General features: G+C 60.7%; 22 protein-coding genes and 1 riboswitch. Of the genes, 12 read left to right on the top strand and 10 right to left on the bottom strand.

Annotated elements, in window-relative coordinates; all coding sequences use genetic code 11:
• Positions 1–648 precede the first annotated feature (648 nt).
• Complete coding sequence (locus CWC48_RS20405; protein ID WP_100490169.1) at positions 649–1,092, bottom strand: hypothetical protein; 444 nt, start codon at positions 1,090–1,092, stop codon at positions 649–651.
• A 103-nt stretch (positions 1,093–1,195) separates the two neighbouring features.
• Positions 1,196–1,391, top strand: a riboswitch (cobalamin riboswitch).
• Positions 1,392–1,506: 115 nt separating this feature from the next.
• Here CWC48_RS20405 and CWC48_RS20400 point away from each other — a divergent pair.
• The 3 genes from CWC48_RS20400 to CWC48_RS20390 are packed head-to-tail and all read left to right on the top strand — an operon-like array spanning position 1,507 to position 4,279.
• The gene (locus CWC48_RS20400; protein WP_100490168.1) at positions 1,507–2,517 is read left to right on the top strand and encodes an ABC transporter substrate-binding protein; all 1,011 of its coding nucleotides are present in this window, start codon (positions 1,507–1,509) and stop codon (positions 2,515–2,517) included.
• On the top strand, positions 2,514–3,518 hold the full coding sequence (locus CWC48_RS20395; protein WP_100490166.1) for an iron ABC transporter permease: 1,005 nt from the start codon (positions 2,514–2,516) through the stop codon (positions 3,516–3,518). Before CWC48_RS20400 ends, CWC48_RS20395 begins: the two co-directional genes overlap by 4 nt.
• Positions 3,515–4,279 carry an ABC transporter ATP-binding protein gene (locus tag CWC48_RS20390; protein ID WP_100490164.1) on the top strand — a complete coding sequence of 255 codons (765 nt, stop codon included), beginning with the start codon at positions 3,515–3,517 and terminating at the stop codon, positions 4,277–4,279. Before CWC48_RS20395 ends, CWC48_RS20390 begins: the two co-directional genes overlap by 4 nt.
• Positions 4,280–4,307: 28 nt before the next feature.
• Here the strand turns inward: CWC48_RS20390 and CWC48_RS20385 are convergent, their stop codons facing one another.
• The 7 genes from CWC48_RS20385 to CWC48_RS20355 all read right to left on the bottom strand — a co-directional run bounded on the left by CWC48_RS20385 (position 4,308) and on the right by CWC48_RS20355 (position 10,051).
• Positions 4,308–4,805, bottom strand: a complete 498-nt coding sequence (locus tag CWC48_RS20385) for a GNAT family N-acetyltransferase (protein WP_099493022.1) — start codon at positions 4,803–4,805, stop codon at positions 4,308–4,310.
• Positions 4,802–5,026: a hypothetical protein gene (locus CWC48_RS20380; RefSeq protein WP_078049445.1), complete on the bottom strand. Its 225-nt coding sequence runs from the start codon at positions 5,024–5,026 to the stop codon at positions 4,802–4,804. Before CWC48_RS20380 ends, CWC48_RS20385 begins: the two co-directional genes overlap by 4 nt.
• Before the next feature lie 57 nt (positions 5,027–5,083).
• Positions 5,084–5,479 carry a GNAT family N-acetyltransferase gene (locus tag CWC48_RS20375; protein WP_256581729.1) on the bottom strand — a complete coding sequence of 132 codons (396 nt, stop codon included), beginning with the start codon at positions 5,477–5,479 and terminating at the stop codon, positions 5,084–5,086.
• A gap of 104 nt (positions 5,480–5,583) precedes the next feature.
• Entirely contained in the window at positions 5,584–6,528 is a 945-nt protein-coding gene (locus tag CWC48_RS20370) for an alpha/beta hydrolase (RefSeq protein WP_100490161.1), read from the bottom strand.
• A complete protein-coding gene (locus CWC48_RS20365) occupies positions 6,528–6,968 on the bottom strand; it encodes a TspO/MBR family protein (protein ID WP_078049447.1) in 441 nt (146 codons plus the stop codon). The genes CWC48_RS20370 and CWC48_RS20365 overlap by 1 nt, the downstream gene beginning before the upstream one ends.
• A gap of 1,011 nt (positions 6,969–7,979) precedes the next feature.
• Positions 7,980–8,549: a nucleotidyltransferase family protein gene (locus tag CWC48_RS20360; protein WP_099493018.1), complete on the bottom strand. Its 570-nt coding sequence runs from the start codon at positions 8,547–8,549 to the stop codon at positions 7,980–7,982.
• Between the two features lie 62 nt (positions 8,550–8,611).
• The gene (locus tag CWC48_RS20355; RefSeq protein WP_078049449.1) at positions 8,612–10,051 is read right to left on the bottom strand and encodes an HD domain-containing phosphohydrolase; all 1,440 of its coding nucleotides are present in this window, start codon (positions 10,049–10,051) and stop codon (positions 8,612–8,614) included.
• A gap of 104 nt (positions 10,052–10,155) precedes the next feature.
• Between CWC48_RS20355 and CWC48_RS20350 the strand changes: the two genes are divergently transcribed.
• On the top strand, positions 10,156–10,911 hold the full coding sequence (locus tag CWC48_RS20350) for an alpha/beta hydrolase (RefSeq protein WP_078049450.1): 756 nt from the start codon (positions 10,156–10,158) through the stop codon (positions 10,909–10,911).
• A gap of 95 nt (positions 10,912–11,006) precedes the next feature.
• The gene (locus CWC48_RS20345; protein WP_099493017.1) at positions 11,007–12,539 is read left to right on the top strand and encodes a GMC family oxidoreductase; all 1,533 of its coding nucleotides are present in this window, start codon (positions 11,007–11,009) and stop codon (positions 12,537–12,539) included.
• Positions 12,540–12,589: 50 nt separating this feature from the next.
• Here the strand turns inward: CWC48_RS20345 and CWC48_RS20340 are convergent, their stop codons facing one another.
• Positions 12,590–12,823 (bottom strand): hypothetical protein, encoded by a 234-nt coding sequence (locus CWC48_RS20340; protein ID WP_100490160.1) that lies wholly within the window; start codon positions 12,821–12,823, stop codon positions 12,590–12,592.
• A 279-nt stretch (positions 12,824–13,102) separates the two neighbouring features.
• Between CWC48_RS20340 and CWC48_RS20335 the strand changes: the two genes are divergently transcribed.
• The 5 genes from CWC48_RS20335 to CWC48_RS20315 all read left to right on the top strand — a co-directional run bounded on the left by CWC48_RS20335 (position 13,103) and on the right by CWC48_RS20315 (position 16,563).
• Positions 13,103–14,086: a DUF1852 domain-containing protein gene (locus CWC48_RS20335; protein ID WP_100490159.1), complete on the top strand. Its 984-nt coding sequence runs from the start codon at positions 13,103–13,105 to the stop codon at positions 14,084–14,086.
• 27 nt (positions 14,087–14,113) lie between these two features.
• Positions 14,114–15,142, top strand: coding sequence for a methionine synthase (locus CWC48_RS20330; protein ID WP_100490158.1), 1,029 nt, complete (start codon positions 14,114–14,116; stop codon positions 15,140–15,142).
• Between the two features lie 8 nt (positions 15,143–15,150).
• Positions 15,151–15,666, top strand: coding sequence for a flavin reductase family protein (locus CWC48_RS20325; protein ID WP_100490157.1), 516 nt, complete (start codon positions 15,151–15,153; stop codon positions 15,664–15,666).
• A gap of 93 nt (positions 15,667–15,759) precedes the next feature.
• On the top strand, positions 15,760–15,951 hold the full coding sequence (locus CWC48_RS30575; protein WP_256581728.1) for a hypothetical protein: 192 nt from the start codon (positions 15,760–15,762) through the stop codon (positions 15,949–15,951).
• 135 nt (positions 15,952–16,086) lie between these two features.
• Positions 16,087–16,563 (top strand): DUF3757 domain-containing protein, encoded by a 477-nt coding sequence (locus CWC48_RS20315; RefSeq protein WP_100490155.1) that lies wholly within the window; start codon positions 16,087–16,089, stop codon positions 16,561–16,563.
• 115 nt (positions 16,564–16,678) lie between these two features.
• Here CWC48_RS20315 and CWC48_RS20310 read toward each other — a convergent pair whose 3' ends face one another.
• Positions 16,679–17,287 carry a LysE family translocator gene (locus tag CWC48_RS20310; protein ID WP_100490154.1) on the bottom strand — a complete coding sequence of 203 codons (609 nt, stop codon included), beginning with the start codon at positions 17,285–17,287 and terminating at the stop codon, positions 16,679–16,681.
• Between the two features lie 112 nt (positions 17,288–17,399).
• On the opposite strand from CWC48_RS20310, the gene CWC48_RS20305 reads away from it, so the two are divergent.
• Together CWC48_RS20305 and CWC48_RS20300 are read left to right on the top strand one after the other, a co-directional pair.
• Positions 17,400–18,263: a LysR family transcriptional regulator gene (locus CWC48_RS20305; protein ID WP_078049457.1), complete on the top strand. Its 864-nt coding sequence runs from the start codon at positions 17,400–17,402 to the stop codon at positions 18,261–18,263.
• Between the two features lie 41 nt (positions 18,264–18,304).
• Complete coding sequence (locus tag CWC48_RS20300; RefSeq protein WP_100490152.1) at positions 18,305–19,000, top strand: DUF1963 domain-containing protein; 696 nt, start codon at positions 18,305–18,307, stop codon at positions 18,998–19,000.
• The last annotated feature ends 849 nt before the right edge of the window (positions 19,001–19,849 follow it).

The raw sequence follows: 19,849 nt of genomic DNA, 5'->3' as shown, positions 1-19,849 counted from the left end.
TTGCTCTTGCTCTTGCTCTTGCTCTTGCTCTTGCTCTTGCTCTTGCTCTTGCTCTTGCTCTTGCTCTTGCTCTTGCTCTTGCTCTTGCTCTTGCTCTTGCTCTTGCTCTTGCTCTTGCTCTTGCTCTTGCTCTTGATCCTGCTTTTGATCTCAGGCGCCCCGTCAAACACGCTGGCCGGAATTCGACAGGGATTTGGGGGGTAAACCGGCAGGGATGCCGGTTTAGCCGCCCCGCGCCATGGATGGCGCGTGGCGGCGGCCCCCCAAATACCTGTCGGATTACGGGCACACCGAGCCTAGGCGAGGTGCCGAGTGTTGGGGCAAGAGCGTTTTGCTTACTTTTGCGCTTTTCAAAAGTGAGCCGCCGTAAGGGCGGAACCAATACCAGCCTTCACCCAAATAACGGATATGTACCCGATCAGATCCAACACCCAGGTCGGCTGTCAGGCCGTCTTCGCAGGCAAGCCAGCTCCCACATTTGGATCGTGGGGTGGCAGTTAGAGTGTGGTCGGCAGTTAGGCCGCCTTCGCGAGCAAGTCAGCTCCCACACTCTGGATCGCGGCGGTTAACAGTAAGGTTGCGCCCGGCCGTCAAGCCGCCAGCGCCGTACCCAGCGTGGTGTAGATACCTGCGCCCGTTGGCCGACCCTCATTGCGCATTGATGTAATGAAACTGCGCCTGGGTCTTCTCAACCGCCGTACGCACTTTATCCTTCTGCGCATCGGTGCCCGAGTAATAAATCTGCATGCCCTTCAAATCCTGCCCTTCAACCGCCTTGCCAATCACGGCAACATCAACCGGCGTACTGGCACCGATGATCAAAAAGAACCCATCGCCCAAGCGCTTGGCATTGAGCAGCTCTTCCCGCAGTTGCGCAGCGTTCTGCTCACCGGCCATGGAAATCGCCAAGGTATCGCCGAACATACCGCTCTTGGGGATGCTCGTCGTGTGCAAACGGAGCTGTTCCGACCCGGCCGGCATCGATTTGACATAAGCGGTGGTGGCCTCGTCAAAAATCTGCTTTTCAGATTTACCCTGGGTGGCACAACCGGCGAGCGTGGCGACGAGGACGAGCGCGATGAAAGATTTCACTGTGTATTCCTTGTGATAAAGCGATCCATTGGCTGCGCATCATAGGAGCCCCACCGTCAAAGAGCTACCACTGGCTTTTCGGCCTCCCGTTCAACCTCGCGATCGACTACCATACCGCGCCGGTTCCCAAACGGGACTAATAGGGAATTCGAAGCGCGGTACCTGCGCGCCAATCGGAACTGCCCCCGCAACTGTAGGTGCTGAGCCTGCTCCTCGATGCCACTGGACCTTGTCCGGGAAGGCCGGAGCGTGGCGACGACGCATCAGTCAGGAGACCTGCCGGCTCATGCTCAATCACTAACCGGCGGGGTGTCCGGGAAGGACATTCTTGCCTGTCTCTACCACAGCGCTCGAGGGTGTGTTTCCGAACCGTACCTCCCCAGTTCCACGTACGGTTCATTCGGAGATAGCCCCATGCTGCCACGCGTTACCGCCCTGCTCACCGGCATTGGCTGCTGTGCCCTGGCCCACGCCGCGCCCACCCACTACCCGCTGACCGTGGAAAACTGCGGCAGCAGCCTCAGCTTCCAACAAGCCCCCGCCCGTAGTGTGACCATCGGCCAAGCCGCCACCGAGATGCTGTATGCCTTGGGCGTGGGCGACAAAGTGGTCGGCACCTCGCTGTGGTTCAACAGTGTGTTGCCGCAATACAAAACGCAGAACGACCGCATCGAGCGCCTGGCCAACAACGAGCCGAGCTTCGAAGCCGTGATCGCCAAGCGCCCGCAACTGGTGGCCGCAGAGCTGGAATGGGTGGTCGGGCCGCAAGGCGTGGTCGGCACCCGCGAGCAATTCCATGAACTGAAGATCCCCACCTACCTGCTGCCCTCCGACTGTGAAGGCAAGGACAACCTGGTGGGCGCCGACGGCACGCGGCTGGAGCCGTTCCGTATCGAGACTATCTATAAGAGCATCAGCCAACTGGCGCAGATTTTCGACGTTCAGGATCGCGGCCAGCAGTTGAACGATGAGCTCAAGGCACGCCTGGCCAGGTCCGTCGCCACCGTGCAAGGCAAAGGCCTCAAGCAGGCCAGCGCGCTGGTGTGGTTCTCCAGTTCGGAGATGGCCAGCGACCCGTACGTGGCCGGCCATAAAGGCATTCCCGAATTCATGCTGCAAACCCTCGGCCTGTCCAACGTGGTGCAGTCCGATGAAGAGTGGCCCGCCGTCGGCTGGGAAACCATTGCCAAGGCCAACCCGACCTTCCTGGTGATCGCGCGCATGGACCGCCGCCGCTACCCCGCCGACGACCATGAAAAGAAACTGGCGTTTTTGCGCAGCGACCCGGTGACGCGCAACATGGATGCGGTGAAAAACAACCGTATCATCATCCTCGACGCCCTGGCATTGCAGGCCAGCATCCGCATGTTCGACGGTCTTGAACAACTGGCCACGGCCATCGACGGCTACGACCTGCCGAAATGATGCGCACCCTACTCGCCCTGGCCCTGCTCCTGGCCGCCGTACTGGCCGGCGTGGCCATCGGTGAAACCGCCATCTCGCCGCACGTGGTGCTCCAGGTACTCGCCAACAAACTGTGGGCGGCCGGCTACGTGCTCGACCCCATCGACGAAGGCGTGGTGTGGAATTACCGCCTCACCCGTGCCCTGGTCGCAGCCGCGTGCGGTGCGGGGCTGGCCACCTGCGGGGTGATCCTGCAATCGCTGTTGCGCAACCCGCTGGCCGATCCGTACTTGCTGGGCATCAGCGCTGGCGCTTCGACTGGCGCGGTGTTGGTGGCGTTGATGGGCGTGGGCGGTGGCTTGATTTCGTTATCGGCCGGCGCATTCGTCGGCGCGATGGCGGCATTTGCGCTGGTGATCCTATTGGCGCGTGCCAGTGGTTCGGCCAGTGGCACCGGCCAGATCATCCTCGCCGGCATTGCCGGCTCGCAGCTGTTCAATGCACTCACCGCGTTTCTGATCACCAAGTCGGCCAGTTCCGAACAGGCGCGCGGCATCATGTTCTGGCTGCTGGGCAACCTCAGCGGCGTGCGCTGGCCCTCGGTGTGGCTGGCGGTGCCGGTAGCGGTCGCTGGGTTGGCCGTGTGCCTGTGGCACCGGCGGGCGCTGGATGCGTTCACCTTCGGCAGCGACTCGGCGGCGTCCCTTGGTATCCCGGTGCGTCGCGTGCAATTTGTGCTGGTGGGCTGCGCGGCCCTGGTGACGGCGGTGATGGTGTCGATTGTCGGCTCCATCGGCTTTGTCGGGCTGGTGATTCCCCACGCCGTGCGCTTGCTGCTCGGCACCGGGCATTCACGCCTGCTGCCGGCGAGTGCGTTGGGCGGTGCGCTGTTTTTGATTGCGGCGGACGTGCTTTCACGCACCTTGATCAAGGGCCAGGTGATTCCGGTCGGCGTGGTCACTGCGCTGGTCGGCGCGCCGGTGTTCGCGCTGATCCTGATCGGCCGGAGGAATGCGCGATGACGGTACTGAGCTGCACGGGGTTAGGCTTCAAAGTACGCGAGGTCGAGTTGCTGCGCGATATTCACTTGGACGTTCATCTGGGTGAAACCCTGGGAATTGTCGGGCCGAATGGCTCCGGCAAGTCCACTTTGCTCAAGCTGCTCGCCGGCCTGCGCACGCCGGCGTCTGGCGACGTGTTGCTGGGCGGCCAGCGCCTGGGCACGCTATCGCGCCGCGCCATCGCACAACAACTGGCCGTGGTGGAGCAGCAGGCCGACACCGACGACGCCATCCGCGTGTTCGACGCCGTGGCGCTGGGCCGTACGCCGTGGCTGTCGGCGCTGAGCCCGTGGTCCAGCGACGACGACGCCATCGTGAACCAGGCCTTGCATGACGTCGACGCCATCCACCTGAGCCAACGCGCCTGGCGCAGCCTCTCGGGCGGTGAACGCCAACGGGTGCACATCGCCCGTGCGTTGGCGCAACGGCCGCAGATTCTGTTGTTGGATGAGCCGACCAATCATTTGGATATCCAGCATCAGTTGGGGATCTTGAAGGGTGCGCAAGGCTTGCCCGTCACCACCCTGATTGCCCTGCATGACCTCAATCAGGCGTTGACCTGTGATCGACTGGCGATGTTGGATCACGGGCGGTTGGTGGCACTGGGCAAACCACTGGAGGTCCTCACACCGCAGCGGTTACAGGAAACCTTTGGGGTGCAGGCGCATTACCTCACCGACCCGTTCGACGGGGCGCAGATATTGCGGTTGCGCCCGATCTAATTGTGGCGAGCGGGCTTGCCACGAAGATCTACAGGAAACGCTGCATATGCGTGGTCTGCCACACCGGGTCAGCCTCCACATCCACCACCGCAAACCCCTGCCGAATCCAGAAATCAATCGCCCCCGGTAAAAACGGATGGGTATGCAGGTACATCACCTCCACCCCCTCCGTCCGCGCCATCGCCTCCAGCGCACGGTACAACTCGCGCGCCAAACCACAGCGGCGAAACGCCGGCAGCACAAACAGACGCACCACCTCGACGGTCTTGTGGCCTTGGTAATCCAACTGCGGAAAACGTCGGTCATAGGGTAGGTAGCCAATCGCAGCGACTATCTGGCCCTCATCGCGGGCAAGCAGAAATTGCCCATCGCCCTGCAAATAGATCGCCTCGAACCGCGCCAAGTCTGCCGGCATCCCCGTCGCACTGAGCGTGGGGAAAAGCTCGGCACGGGCTTGCAGCACGAATCTCAATGCCTCAGGGATATCCGCCGCCGTGACCGCCTGAATGATCGGGCTTGAACTCATGCAACGGCGATCTGCGTAATCCCCACCACCTGCGCCTGCTCCAGTATTTCATCCGGGCTCGCATCCGCGGGGGGCAGGATCAAGCCATTCTCGGCATCGCCAAAATGCAGCTGCAGCAAATGCAACGCTGCTTCATGCACGGGTAGCTGGGGTTGCTTGAGTTCGAACACATGGGTGCGGGGTTCGTCGTTGAACAGGTAGTTGAGGGTGTATTCGTGCATGGAGGAAGTCCTTGTTTGGAGAGGAGCAACTGATTTACCTGACCGGATGATCAAGTTTTAAGTTCCCTTTCCATTTGCGCGCTCATAGCGAAGGTAGCCATGGGAGCCTGTCCCCACGCTGATAAACCCTGCACGTTCATACATCAGTCGGGCTGGGTTGTCGGGGCGCACGCTCAAACTCAGGTGGGTGCAGTCACTCCCCTGCGCCGCAACAACGTAAGCGTCCAGCAACGCCTGCCCAACCCCTTTGCGCCGATGAGCTTCGCAGACATTGATCGTGTAAAGCTCAGCGAAACTATCCTCGGGTTTCCATAACGAGTAACCCACGAACTGACCGTCCAGCATCGCGACCGTCAACCGCTCAAAGTTGTCGACCCACAGCGCGAGGTTGTGCTCCACATGCGAGCGCCAACCGGCTTCGTGAGTAGGCTCCCACTGTTGGATGTAGGCCAACTCCCCTCGGTAGATTGACGGTAGGTCAGTGACAATCGCTGGGCGTAGGCTCAGTGCATTCACAGGCACGTATTTTCCTTGGCGCTTTATTGGAAGGCGCAAGATTACTTGGACGATGTAAGGTTGAGTACTTCCCCGCTCACTCGCTGGCTTATCCACTCACGGCAACAGGCAAGCACTTCCTTCCCCATCACCACCGGAAAATGAATAAACCCATGCGCCGCCTCCGGCAACAGGTACGCTTCAGCCCCTGGCCAGCGCTTAGCAATCAACAGTGTGTCATCCTTCAAAGGGTCCAGCTCTCCCACAAACATCAACGCCGGTGGCAGACCCTCGAAGTCGCCATACAAGGGTGAAAGCGGCGGCTGCCGTCGCTCGTCATCACTCAACCCCGGCGTGAGCATGCGCAGCGCCTCGACCATGCCCGGCCCGTCCAGCAACAGCGTGTCCGGCCCCGCCGCGCGCACGCTGGGTGTGCCGGTCAAGTCGTAGACGCCGTAATACAACACCGCCCCGCTCACCCGCTGGAGCAGCGCTGGCCATTGCTTCAGCGCGAGCAAGGTGGCCGCTGCCAGGTGCCCACCGGCCGATTCACCGACGACGAACACCGGCAGGCCAGCGAATTCCTCGGCGGTGAGCAACCAACGCGCGGCCGCCAGGCAGTCGTCCATCAGCCCTTCGACCGGCGTGTCGACCGCCAGCCGATAATCCACCGACACCACCGTCACGTCGCAGGCATTGACCATCCCCAGGTTCAGGTCGTCATCCATCTGCGCATTGCCGATCACCCAGCCGCCGCCGTGGATATCCAGCACCACACCTTTAGGCTTGCCGCTGGGGCGCAGGATGCGCACGGGGACTGAATCGACGTAATGGGTTTCAGCCACAGGGGCTTGCTTGATCTTCTGACTGACCCGCAACAGCGCCTGGATCAAACGCGGCGTGACGCGATTGCGGATCTTGAAGCGCGGCAACCAGGCGAGTTTCTGGTTGAATCGGCGCATCTCGGCCAGTTCGGGCTCACTGGCGGGCCAGGGTTTAACGGCCATCAGCGGTTATTGCGCAGGATCGAAAAGTTCAGCGCCGCCGCCACGCACAGCCACGCCAGGTAAGGGAACAGAATCAAGCCAGTGATCAGATCCAGACGCACCGCCAACACCACCATCGCCGCCACCGTGACCCACAGCACCGTGATAATCACCATCGCGGCGAGGATGCGATGGGCACCGAAGAACACCGGCGTCCACAGGGTGTTCAACGCAATCTGCGCCGCCCACAAGGCCAGCACCATTTGGCTGCCGGGGATAAGGCTGAGACGATAACCGGCCCAAGCCAGCAGCAAGTAGATAATCGTCCACGCCACCGGGAACAACCAATTGGGCGGGGTGAAGCTGGGTTTAACCAGGGATTCGTACCAGGCACCCGGCTTGAAAATAATGCCGGTGCTGGCGGCAGCGGCGCAGGCGAGCAGGAAGATGAAGAAGGTCATAGTCGGTCCTTGGCTGGGCATTTCAAGCTTGGACGTGCAGGACGCGGGTAAAAGTTCACTGCGGTTTCAATGTAAAGCTGACTGCGAGGCGGTGGCACTGCCAGTATTTTTGTTGACTGGTACACCGCTTTCGCTGCCTCGCTAAAGCTCGACAGCTCCCACAGGGAGCCGCGTACCTGGTGGAGTTTCAGCCGTCTGTGTAAATGTCAGCCACACCCCAGATCAAATGTGGGAGCTGTCGAGCCCCGGCGAGGCTGCGAAGGCGGTGGCACTGCCAGTACTTTTGTTGACTGATACACCGCTTTCGCAGCCTCGCTAAAGCTCGACAGCTCCCACAGGGGTCCGCGTACCTGGTGGAGTTTCAGCCATCTGTGTAAATGTCAGCCACACCCCAGATCAAATGTGGGAGCTGTCGAGCCCCGGCGAGGCTGCGAAGGCGGTGGCACTGCCAGTACTTTTGTTGACTGATACACCGCTTTCGCAGCCTCGCTAAAGCTCGACAGCTCCCACAGGGGTCCGCGTACCTGGCGGAGTTTCAGCCATCTGTGCAAATGTCAGCCACACCCCAGATCTAATGTGGGAGCTGTCGAGCCCCAGCGAGGCTGCGATGGCGGCGGCACTGCCAGAATTTTCGTTGACTGATACACCGCTTTCGCAGCCTCGCTAAAGCTCGACAGCTCCCACAGGGGTCCGCGTACCTGGCGGAGTTTCAGCCATCTGTGCAAATGTCAGCCACGCCCCAGATCTAATGTGGGAGCTGTCGAGCCCCGGCGAGGCTGCGAAGGCGGCGGCACTGCCAACATTTTCGTTGACTGATACACCGCTTTCGCAGCCTCGCTAAAGCTCGACAGCTCCCATAGGGAGCCGCGTACCTGGTGGAGTTTCAGCCGTCTGTGCAAATATCAGCCACACCCCAGATCAAATGTGGGAGCTGTCGAGCCCCGGCGAGGCTGCGAAGGCGGTGGCACTGCCAACATTTTCGTTGACTGATACACCGCGTTCGCAGCCTCGCTAAAGCTCGACAGCTCCCACAATTCTCAACCAAGGCCAGCGCGCTTGATAACTGCGGGCCTTTTGCGCGAACAACTCAGGTTCTCGATGCACCGGGTTGATGCGCAGCACGCCCTGCGCCACATCCTTCAGCCCATACGGCGCGTACAGTTCACCCGTGGCAATCTCCAACCCAATGCACGTACCCGCCACCAAGTAACGATCAATCCCTTGTTTGGCCGAGTGCAACGGCGGATAAGGCCGACCAAACCGCTCGGCGTACCAGAGATGAACCCGCGCTTGGTTCTTCACTTCCACATTCACGCCCAGGTCCTGAAACAACCCCTCGGCCCTGCGGATCACCCTGTCCTCGGCCTCGTAGGACAGGTCGGTATCAAAGTAGAAGACGTCGTAGTCCTTAACGCCCTGGGCTGCAGGCAGATTCGACTGATGATTCCACACCGCCTGGAACAGGCAGCCCGCCGTGAGAAAACACTGGTCCACCTCCAAGTCAGGCAGGCGCGCGGTGATTTCGGCGTTGATGGGGTTGGCCATGGCCAGGTTGATCAGGGTTTCGACGGTCAATGTCATGGGCACTCCTTGAGGTGTCACCAGCCTACACGACCGAGAAGAGGATTTCGTGACCGACACGCCTAAATCAAACCCAGCGTCAGTGCCTTCAGCGTGGCGGCCGCACGCGTTGTGCACTCCAATTTGCGAAACACGCTTTCCACGTGGGTGCGCACGGTGCTCGGGCTAATGCCTAGTTGGCGCGCCACTTCCTTGTTGCTGCCACCTTTACTGATGCGCTGCAAAATCTCGGTTTCGCGCTCGGTCAGCGGGCCATTGCTGGCCTTGCAGCCTTTGACCGACAGCTCGCCCCGCGCCGCAGCGATCACCGCCTGGCACGCGCGGGGGTCAAAGCGCCCCTGCTGCGCCTCATCCAACAGCACGCGTTCAGCCCCTTCCTCGCTGAACGCCGGCCGCCACGGACGCTCGCTGCGCAAGGCCTCCCAGGCCAGTGTGGCGGTGAGCAAGCGGTGCTCGTCCGTCAGTGCATCGCCGCTGAGGCTGCGGAAGTACCCACTGCCGTCCAGCCGCTCATAGGCGTGGGCTGCCAATTGCCCCGGCACCGCGAGCGCGGGAATCTGGCCGCACACGCGGGACGTCCAGTAGGGCACCAAACGGGCCTGCTCGAGGTCGTCGTCCAGCAGCGCACTGGGGCTGTTCCAGATGCGATTGGGCACCGCCGCCCGGCCGATACCGTGAATCAATGCCGCCTGGCTCAGGTGATTGGTAGTGGTGTGCGACAGGCCACACAGGCCCGCCGCCACGCGCACCAATTCGGCCGAACGCCGCGAATACCCGGCGAGCCAGGGCAACTTGAGGTCGATCACGTCGCCCACCAGGGTCAACGGCACCTCACGTAGCTCGGTGCGCGCGCAAGCCAACCCCTCCGGTACTGAACGCAGTTGCTCCAGCCAGTCCTCGGCGTGCCGCGACAGCTCGGCGATCAGTGCACCCGGATAGCGTTGATCACGCTGGCCTGCGATCCATTGCAACGCCATCTCAAGGCCGTGCACCCGCGACAGAATCTCCAGGTCGCCCGCCAGCACCACCCAATAGACCACTTCCGGCACCTGTGGATGGCGCAGGCCAAAGGGTCTGCCGCCGCCGTCGAACTGCTCGAACACATTGCGCAGGCCGCGCTCAACGCCGGCATTAAGCCCCAAGGTGCGCGCGATGTCGCCGGACACCTCGCAATGCACCTGCGCCAACCCCGTCGCCTGGCCCACAGCGCGCACGCCCGCCGCGTCGAGGGTCTGGCTGAGCATCGCGTTGCGGCCCTGCACGTCGTCGCCGAGCAACGCGGTAAAACCGTCCGCATTGGCCGTGCACCCCGACCAGCGCAGCAGCGCCACCTGGCGGCCGATGTCGATGTGCTCGCCGTCGCCGTGGCAGGCCTGGCCCAGCAGCTGCACCAGGCGTGCCGTGCGGCGCGACTGGCCGAACGGCTGGCCCATGCTCAAGTCGCCGACCATGGACAACGCCAGGATCGCGCCGTCCATCTCAATGCAGTCAGTGTCGTCCATACGCCTCTCCGCTCAGATTATTTGGCCGGCCTCGGATAAACGACCGATACCCGCGCGCCCCCGCAATGCCGACACTGGCGTCACCCCCAACCGGAGACACCGCCATGTTCAAGCCCAAAGCAATCGCCCTCGCACTCGCCATGACCACTTCGCTTTTCGCCAGCGCCAGCTTCGCCGCCCAACCCTCGGTGGTGATCGTGCACGGTGCCTTTGCCGACGGTTCCGACTGGGCCAAGGTGGTGCCGCTGCTGCAAACCCAAGGTATCAAGGTGACCGTGGTGCAAAACCCGCTGACCTCCCTGGCCGACGACGTCGCCGCTACCCAACGCGTGCTCAACAACCAGGACGGCAACGTCGTACTGGTCGGGCATTCCTGGGGCGGCACCGTGATCAGCGAGGCCGGCACTGACAAGAAAGTGCGCAGCCTGGTCTACGTCGCCGCCTTCGCACCGGATGCAGGCCAAGCCAGCAAAGACCTGGGCAAAGACTACCCCGCCCCGACCGGCGTCAAAGACATTACAGCTGATAAAAACGGCTTTCTCTACATGACCGCGCAAGGCATGGCCACCGGCTTCGCCCAGGACCTGTCACCTGAGCAGACCGCCGTGATGGCCGCGACCCAAGGCCCGATCCGCGCCTCGGCCTTTGACGACAAAACCAGCGTCGCCGCCTGGAAAGGCAAGCCGTCGTGGTACGTGGTGGCCCGTGACGACCGCATGATCCAGCCCGACCTGCAGCGCGCCTTCGCCAAGAAAATCGGCGCACAGGTCACTGAGATCCCGGCCAGCCATGTGCCTCAACAATCGCGCCCGGCCGACGTGGCCAAGGTGATCATCCAGGCCGTGCAGCAAAGCCAGTAACGACCGGCATTCTCACAACGGGCCAGGCACTTATCAAGAACGCACGAAAAAGTAAGTGCCTGACTTAATTGCATCAAGTGGATGGAAACGGATTCATGTCCAGCGATAATTTTGACTTCATTGTATGTGGCGCCGGCGCATCCGGCTCTGTGGTCGCCGGCCGACTGGCGGAAAACCCCGACGTTCGTGTGCTGCTGATCGAAGCCGGTGGCACTGACGACCACCCCGACATCGAACAGCCCGGCCACTGGCCGCTGAACCTGGGCACTGACCGCGACTGGAACTTCACCGCGGCCGCCAACCCGCACATCAACCACCGACAGCTCCCGCTGAGCATGGGCCGGGGCCTGGGTGGCGGATCGAGCATCAATGTGATGCTGTGGGCGCGAGGGCACAAAAACGACTGGGAAGACTTCGCCACAGAAAGCGGCGACCCGGCCTGGAATTACGCCTCCGTGCTCAAGCTGTACCAGCGCATCGAACACTACCAAGGCACCAGCGACCCAACCCGACGCGGCACTGACGGCCCGGTTCACATTCAACCGGCGTCGGGGGCCCAGCCCATCGCCCACGCCCTGCTCGACGCCGCCCGCGCGATGGACATCCCGACCTTTGAAAGCCCCAACGGCCTCATGATGGAAGGTCGTGGCGGCGCGGCCATCAACGACTTGATCATCAAGGACGGCAAACGCCACTCCATTTATCGCGCCTATGTGCGACCACGGCCCAACCTCACCGTGCTGACCGACACGCTGGTGAGCCGGCTGCTGTTCGACGGCCAGCGGGTGGTGGGCGTTGAAGCGTTGCGCGACGGGCAGACCCAGCGCTACCAGGCCGGCCACGAAGTGATCCTGTCCCTTGGCGCAATCAACACGCCCAAAGTGCTGATGCAGTCTGGCATCGGGCCTGAGCAGGAATTGCGGCGCCACGGCATCGCGCTTCGCCAGCACCTGCCCGGTGTCGGGGCGAACCATCAGGACCACGTGTCCTTCGCCGCCATCTTCGAATACGCCACGCCCCAACCCGTGGGCTACGGCGGCTCCGAAGCCACGCTGTACTGGAGCAGCGACAGCGCCCTGCGCCTGCCGGACATGTTCCACTGCCAGCTTGAATTCCCGGTGCCCAGTGCCGAAAACGCCCACCTCGGCGTCCCCGCCCACGGCTGGACCATGTTTGCCGGCCTGGCCCACCCGCAGAGCCGTGGCCTCGTGACGTTGTCCGGCCCACGCGTGGACGACGCGCCGATCATCCAACCCAACACCCTCGCGCACCCAGACGACCTGCGTTGCGCCCTGGACAACCTGCGCTTCGTCCAGGAATTGGGTGCACAGCCCGCGTTCAAGGGCCTGGTCAAAGGTGAATGCCTGCCGGGCAAGCTCGACTCGCAGGCATTGGCACACTACGCCCGCAATGCCGCCGTGACTTATTGGCACCAATGCGGTACCGCCAAAATGGGCCGGGATTCGATGTCAGTGGTTAACAGCCGCCTGCAAGTCTACGGCGTGCAGGGCCTGCGAATTGCCGACGCCTCGATCATGCCGCACGTGACCAGCGGCAACACCATGGCGCCGTGCGTGGTGATCGGCGAGCGCGCGGTGGAGGAGATTCGGGCGCTGTATCAGCTGTGAGCCGCTGAGCCATGAGCCTGCGGCCGGATCATCCTCCCCAAAAAGACTGCCTAGCCCTTCAGCTCGCCCGCCCGATGACTCGCTGCGTCGTCGTAGGCCACATACAGCGACTCGGCGATCTGGCTCTTGATGGCTTTGCTGGCTTCCAGCCCGAGGACAAAACCCTCTGCCTTCCCGCCCGCACGGTTGAGTTCTTCGTGGGTGGACGCGCCGGTGATGGCGTCGAGAAGCTTGGTGGCGTGAGGGCCGACGCCTTTCGGCAGGCTGATTTGGTCGATGGACATGGGCGATACCTTGCGAGAGAGAAATCGGTAGCGCGTGGAACCACTGCCGGGGAGGCATGGTAGACCGGATTGCACACAAAGGGGCTGGTTTTGGCGCTCGCCGCGCAACGGGCCTACACCCCATCATGAGGAGCGCTAACGCTGCGGTGAAATCAATTCAGTTTTGCTCATGTTGTTGCCTGCCTAGAATGCACCCTACTTCAAGACAAGTTATAGACCGCTGAACACGCACCTGAATACGTTCAGGTGCTATCGCGGCAATCAGGGTGTGGCATCACAATGAACAAAGAATTTGCATTTACGGTCAAGAGCGTTCGTTTCGACGAGCACTACCACCCCGCCGAAAATACGCGCATCACGACCAACTTTGCCAACTTGGCGAGGGGCGCGAGCCGTCAAGAAAACTTGCGCAACACGTTAAGGATGATTGACAACCGCTTCAATGCCTTGGCCCCTTGGGATAACCCCAAAGGCGATCGCTACACGGTCGAGCTTGAAATCATTTCCGTGGAAATGGACATGGATACACAAAGCAGCGGCCATGCCATTCCTTTGATTGAAATATTGAAAACCAACATTGTCGATCGAAAAACCAACGAACGCGTGGCAGGCATTGTCGGCAATAACTTTTCCTCTTACGTACGCGACTACGACTTCAGCGTGCGCTTGCTGGAGCACAACAAGGACCAACCCCACTTCAGCACACCCGCTGACTTCGGCGAGTTGCACGGGAAGTTGTTCAAGAGCTTCGTTAATTCAAGCACTTACAAAGAGCACTTCACCAAGCCGCCTGTCATCTGCCTGAGTGTGTCGAGTGCCAAGACCTACCATCGCACCGAAAACCTGCACCCTGTACTGGGCGTTGAATATCAGCAAGATGAATATTCCCTGACGGATGAATACTTCAACAAGATGGGGCTGAAGGTCCGCTATTTCATGCCTGCCAATAGCGTTGCGCCCCTGGCTTTTTATTTTTCCGGCGATTTGCTCAGCGACTACACCCCGCTTGAGCTGATCAGCACCATCAGCACCATGGACACCTTCCAGAAGATTTACCGCCCGGAGATCTACAACGCCAACTCTGCAGCCGGCAAATCCTTTCAACCCAGCCTGCAACACCAGGACTATTCACTGACGCGGATTGTTTATGACCGCGAAGAGCGCAGCCGACTGGCCATTGAACAGGGCAAGTTTGTTGAAGAAAACTTCATCAAGCCCTACCAGTCGGTGCTGGAGCAATGGTCTGCCAACCACGCGCGTTGATTCATTTAAAAGACAAGGTCACCCGTAATGAAAAAGTTATTGCCTACTTCAACCGCCGGCAGCTTGCCTAAACCGTCCTGGCTGGCGCAACCCGAGACGCTCTGGTCACCCTGGAAACTGCAAGAACTCGAATTGGTCGAGGGCAAACAAGACGCCCTGCGTTTGTCACTGCAAGAACAGCAAAACGCCGGCATCGATATCGTCAGCGATGGTGAACAAACGCGCCAACACTTCGTCACCACCTTTATCGAGCACCTCGGCGGCGTTGATTTCGAGAAGCGCGAAACCGTCAGAATCCGTGACCGTTATGACGCGAGCGTGCCAACGGTGGTGGGTGCGGTCACGCGTCAAAAGCCAGTGTTTGTCGAAGACGCCAAGTTCCTGCGCCAGCAAACCACGCAACCCATCAAATGGGCGCTGCCAGGCCCCATGACCATGATCGATACGCTGTACGACAACCACTACAAAAGTCGCGAAAAACTGGCCTGGGAATTCGCCAAGATCCTCAATGAAGAGGCCAGGGAACTGGAAGCGGCGGGCGTCGATATCATCCAGTTCGACGAGCCAGCCTTTAACGTGTTCTTTGATGAGGTGAATGACTGGGGCGTTGCCACCCTGGAACGCGCAATTGAAGGCCTTAAATGTGAAACCGCGGTACATATCTGCTACGGCTATGGCATCAAGGCCAACACCGATTGGAAAAAGACACTCGGATCAGAGTGGCGCCAATACGAAGAGGCGTTTCCCAAGCTGCAAAAATCCAGCATCGATATCGTCTCGCTGGAGTGCCACAACTCCCATGTGCCCATGGAGCTCATCGAACTCATTCGCGGTAAAAAAGTGATGGTCGGTGCCATCGACGTGGCCAACCATGCCATCGAGACACCCGAGGAAGTCGCCAATACCCTGCGCAAAGCCCTGCAGTTCGTGGATGCCGACAAGCTATACCCGTGCACAAACTGCGGCATGGCGCCCCTGCCCCGTCAGGTTGCGAGAGGCAAGCTGAAGGCGTTGAGTGCCGGCGCAGACATCATCCGCCGAGAACTGTCGAACTAGTGCCCACCATGCCACGTCCCAGCCTGGCCATCGAGCCATTGAGCTTTCGCGAAGCGCTCGGGCACTACGCCTCCGGCATCACGGTGATTACGTCGCACATCGAGGGTGAGCCGATTGGTTTCACATGCCAGTCGTTCTACAGCGTGTCGATGAACCCACCGCTGGTGTCCTTTAGCGTCATGTCCAACTCCGCCAGTTATCCCAAAATCCGCCAGGCCGGTCGATTCGCCGTCAATATCCTCTCGGGTGAGCAGGTCAGGATCTCCAACCAGTTCGCGCGGCGTGGCACTGACAAGTGGCATGACGTCGACTGGCAGGCATCACCGCTGGGCAACCCGATCATCGACGGCAGCCTGCATTGGCTGGATTGCGACATTCACGCCGAACACGTCGCCGGTGATCACCTGATCGTGATTGGCGAAGTGAAAGCACTGAACCTGCAAGAGGCAGCGGCGACGCAGCCATTGCTGTATTTCAAAGGGCAATATTGCAAGATCGCCGCGCCTGACGCGCCCCCCTTTTAGCGTCATGATGTGCGCTTCAACACTCGCACTGTGGCTGTCCGCCTGCGCCACCCCGCCCCACCCCACCCGCATGCCCAGGAACCGATTGGAGACGTGCAGGCCATCTACGACGGCAAACTCAGCCCCGAACTGGCGGTGACCACCTTCCGCAATAACGACCGCCTCTACATCCACCCGACCAAAAATGTGGTGATTGTGGTGTGGCAGGCGCAGACCCAGCCGACTGGGGGTGAGGTGATTGATGACATGGTTGCGTTTGATGCAATTGTTAAGGTGCTTCCTTAAATGACACAAGGGATGGGCCTGTTTGAGGCAGGCCCGTCCCTTATTCCGAACCCGTCTATAAAACTGTCATAAATCACAGTACCCGCCACGCTCCTCGCCCTCCAGAGTGAAGACTACTCAATGGAGATCCGAACCATGCGCACCCTTGCCCACTCACTGCCCCTTGGCACCGGCCTGAAGGCCACATGGGTCCCTTTATTACTGGCCAGCCTTATCGCCTGCACAACCGGAACCCACTTACCTAATGCTATCGGCATGTGCCCAGGCGTGAGGAGCATCGAGCAAGTCAAACAGCAAGAAGGCTATAGCTATTACGCTATTTCACCCGGCGGGGGGTGGAGTGGCGAGAACCCTCAAGCCCAAGAACATTACCTCAAGGGTCTGGTATTTGAATCGGCCGCTATCCTTACCGTCGCGCAAAGCCCGACTCGCCCTGAATATCATTTCGTGGCCTGTGACTATGTGGGGCCAGAGCCGCTTGCGTTTTTGAGACTGGCCAAGCATTTCCCCGATCGCCCCCGCGCAGTGGGGCCGAACTGGACTGCGCAAGACTACTGTGAAGCTGACTCCGTCGAGGAATGCCAATTCACCGTCCTGAACCCGTTGCCATGATCTTCGAAGACACATTAAAGGGGACAGAGTTGATCGCCAGGATAAAAGCCCGCATGCCGTTGGGTGAAAGCACGCTATTCAATTCATGCACTTACGCCTGACTCACACCGTCCCCTCAGCTATGCATCGGCAACACCACCCCAAACATCACAAAAAACCCACCGCAAACTTTATTGAACCGGCGCCCGGTTCGTGCCAACCAGGGCCGTACGCGGTGCGCGGCGCTGGCCACCATGTATTCGACAACGAATTCCACCACGGCGTAGGTCAGCGCGATGATGGCCGTCTGCGTGATGATGCTTCTGTGGGGGTCCAGGAACGGTGGGATAAACGCGGTGAACAGCAGCAGCGCCTTGGGGTTTGAGAGGGCCGAGACCAGCCCTTGGCGAAACAGTGACCAGCGTCGCAAGTGGGTGGTAGCCGTCGTCTCCAGGGTGACGGGGGCGGACCGCCACAGTCCGAAGCCGAGCCAGATCAGGTAAAGCCCACCGGCAATCTTCAAGGCCGTGAACCAACTGGCCGAGGCCTGAATCAGGGCCCCAAGGCCCAGCGCACACAGCGCAAGCACCAGGGCGAAGCCGAGCACGCCGCCGCTGATGGTGAACAGCGTTTTGCGACTGCCGTGAAGCGCGCCGTGGGTCAGCACCAATAATGCATTCGGCCCTGGCACCACGGATATTCCGCAGCAGGTGAACAGGTAGAGCAACCAGGTTTCGAAGGGCATGATCAGGTCCGAAGTGGGTAGTTTCTGGACGCTATCTTGCGAATGAACAACGATAGTGAAAAGCGCATAATTCACGCCACAGCCATTCGATTAACGAATAAAGGTAACCACCATGTCTTCCAGCGATTTGCAGATCGATTGGCTCAAGTGCTTTGTGGCAGTGGTGGACGCCGGTTCGCTGTCGGGCGCGGCCCATGAGGTGAACCGCTCGCAGTCTGCCGTCAGCATGCAGATGAAAAAACTGGAAGCCGCGCTGGGACGGCCCTTGCTGAACCGTGGCCCCCGCCACCTTCAGCTGACCGATGACGGCCAGACGTTGCTGGGCTATGCCCGCCGCATGCTCGCCCTGCACGCCGAAACCCAGGCGGCGTTTCATGGTGAAGCGTTGACCGGGCGCATCCGCCTGGGCGTTGCCGAGGACTACGCGGCCAAGTACCTCACGCCGGTGCTGAAACGGTTTGCGCCGCGATATGCGGGTGTGGACATTGAGCTGACCTGTGAACAGTCGACCGCCCTGATCCCGCGTGTGCGCAGTGGCGACCTTGATCTTGCGCTGGTGTCCAGGGACTCGCCGCACACGGGGACTTTTTTGTTCAAGGAGCCGATGGTCTGGGTAGGCTCCCCGCAGTTCGAACTGTGGCGCCGAGACCCGGTGCCTATCGCCGTCTACGAAAGCGAAAGCCTGGCGCGCCGGTACGCGGTGAATTCACTGGCGCAACAGGGCCGCCAATTCAAGGTGGTGTACAACAGTTCCAGCCTGGCCGGCCAGGTCGCCGCCGTGGAGGGTGGGCTCGCGATTGCTGCGATCACCCAATGCACCGTGCAGCCCTCACTGCAGGTCTTGAGCGGCGAACAGGGTTTGGGGATTATCGAACCTATGGAGGTGTCGATTCTACGTAGCCGGGCCTCTCGCGGGTCCAAGGCGGTCAATAGCCTGCACGGGTTTATCATCAGTGCGCTGCGGGTTCAGGCATAGCTCCCTTGCGTACCGCTATCAAAAGGAAGGTGCACACACCCATGGATATTCAGGAAATCAAACAACGCCTGGCCCGCCCGGCGCTCAAACTCATCGCTGGCGGCTTTCGCCCTGCGGGCTCCGATGAAGAAAGCTGGCTGGGTCACGTCTTTCTGTTCCGCGCCGATGAAGGCATCCCCACCAACAAGGCCGGTGAACAGTTGCTGCCCTACGCGCAGTTCTACTTGCCCGCCCTGCCCTTCAACAGCCCGGCGCTGGAGGGGGTTCGGGTATTGACGTTGTTTGTGTCGAACCCGTTTCCCGAGCATTTTGAACCCATGGGGGATAACTGGCTGATACGCGAATACGGGCCGGACGAGGTGCTGGTGCGTAAAACACTGCCGGTGGCAGGCGCCTTTCTCAAGCCATTCCCCTTGAAGACGGAAAACGTGCCGGAGGATTACCCGTTGTGGGATGGCGGTGGCGTTCCTTCCGAGCTTGAGGACGAAATACTCAAGCTGGAACGCGCGGGCGAGATACAGAGTTACTATGACCTGGTGACACACACCTATGAGCACAAGATCGGCGGTTACCCGTCGTTCTGCCAGTCGGGTGTCGATCCGGGCGAAGGCTTTGAGTTTGTGTTCCAGATTTCGTCGGACGCGAAAATCCAGCTGAATGTGGTGCACAGCGGAAGCCTGATGTTCTGGAAGCACAGCGTCACGGGGGAGTGGGCGCTTTATTATGATTTTTACTGAGGCGTCAGGCTGGAGGCGATACAGGCGCTGCGTGTTTACACGGACACCGAGGTGATCCCTTCGCAGCCTCGCTGGGGCTCGATAGCTCCCACACTTGATCTTCGTCGCCGCCAAGATTGCGCCAACACAACCAATCCCCTGTGGGAGCTGTCGAGCTTTAGCGAGGCTGCGAAAGCGGTGGGTCAGTCGATGAAATGCCCGCAGTGCCGCCGCCTTCGCAGCCTCGCTAGGGCTCGACAGCTCCCACATTAGATCTTCGTCGTGGCACAAATCCCACCCACACAACCGCTCCCCTGTGGGAGCTGTCGAGCTTTAGCGAGGCTGCGAAGGCGGTGGGTCAGTCGATAAAAATGCCAGCAGTGCCGCCGCCTTCGCAGCCTCGCCGGGGCTCGACAGCTCCCACACTAGTGCTTCGTCGTGGCACAAATCCCACCCACACAACCGATCCCCTGTGGGAGCTGTCGAGCTTTAGCGAGGCTGCGAAGGCGGTGGGTCAGTCGATAAAAATGCCCGCAGTGCCGCCGCCTTCGCTGCCTCGCCGGGGCTCGACAGCTCCCACATTAGATCTCCGTCGCCGCCAAGATTGCGCCAACACAACCAATCCCCTGTGGGAGCTGTCGAGCTTTAGCGAGGCTGCGAAAGCGGTGGATCAGTCAATAAAAATGCCAGCAGTGCCGCCGCCTTCGCAGCCTCGCCAGGGCTCGACAGCTCCCACATTAGATCTTCGTCGCCGCCGAGATTGCGCCAACACAACCGCTCCCCTGTGGGAGCTGTCGAGCTTTAGCGAGGCTGCGAAAGCGGTGGATCAGTCAATAAAAATGCCCGCAGTGCCGCCGCCTTCGCAGCCTC

This window comes from Pseudomonas sp. S10E 269, assembly GCF_002798465.1.
Classification (GTDB): Bacteria; Pseudomonadota; Gammaproteobacteria; order Pseudomonadales; family Pseudomonadaceae; genus Aquipseudomonas; species Aquipseudomonas pergaminensis.
The sequence above is the reverse complement of the archived record's forward strand: the minus strand, read 5'-3'. Positions and strand labels throughout refer to the sequence as shown.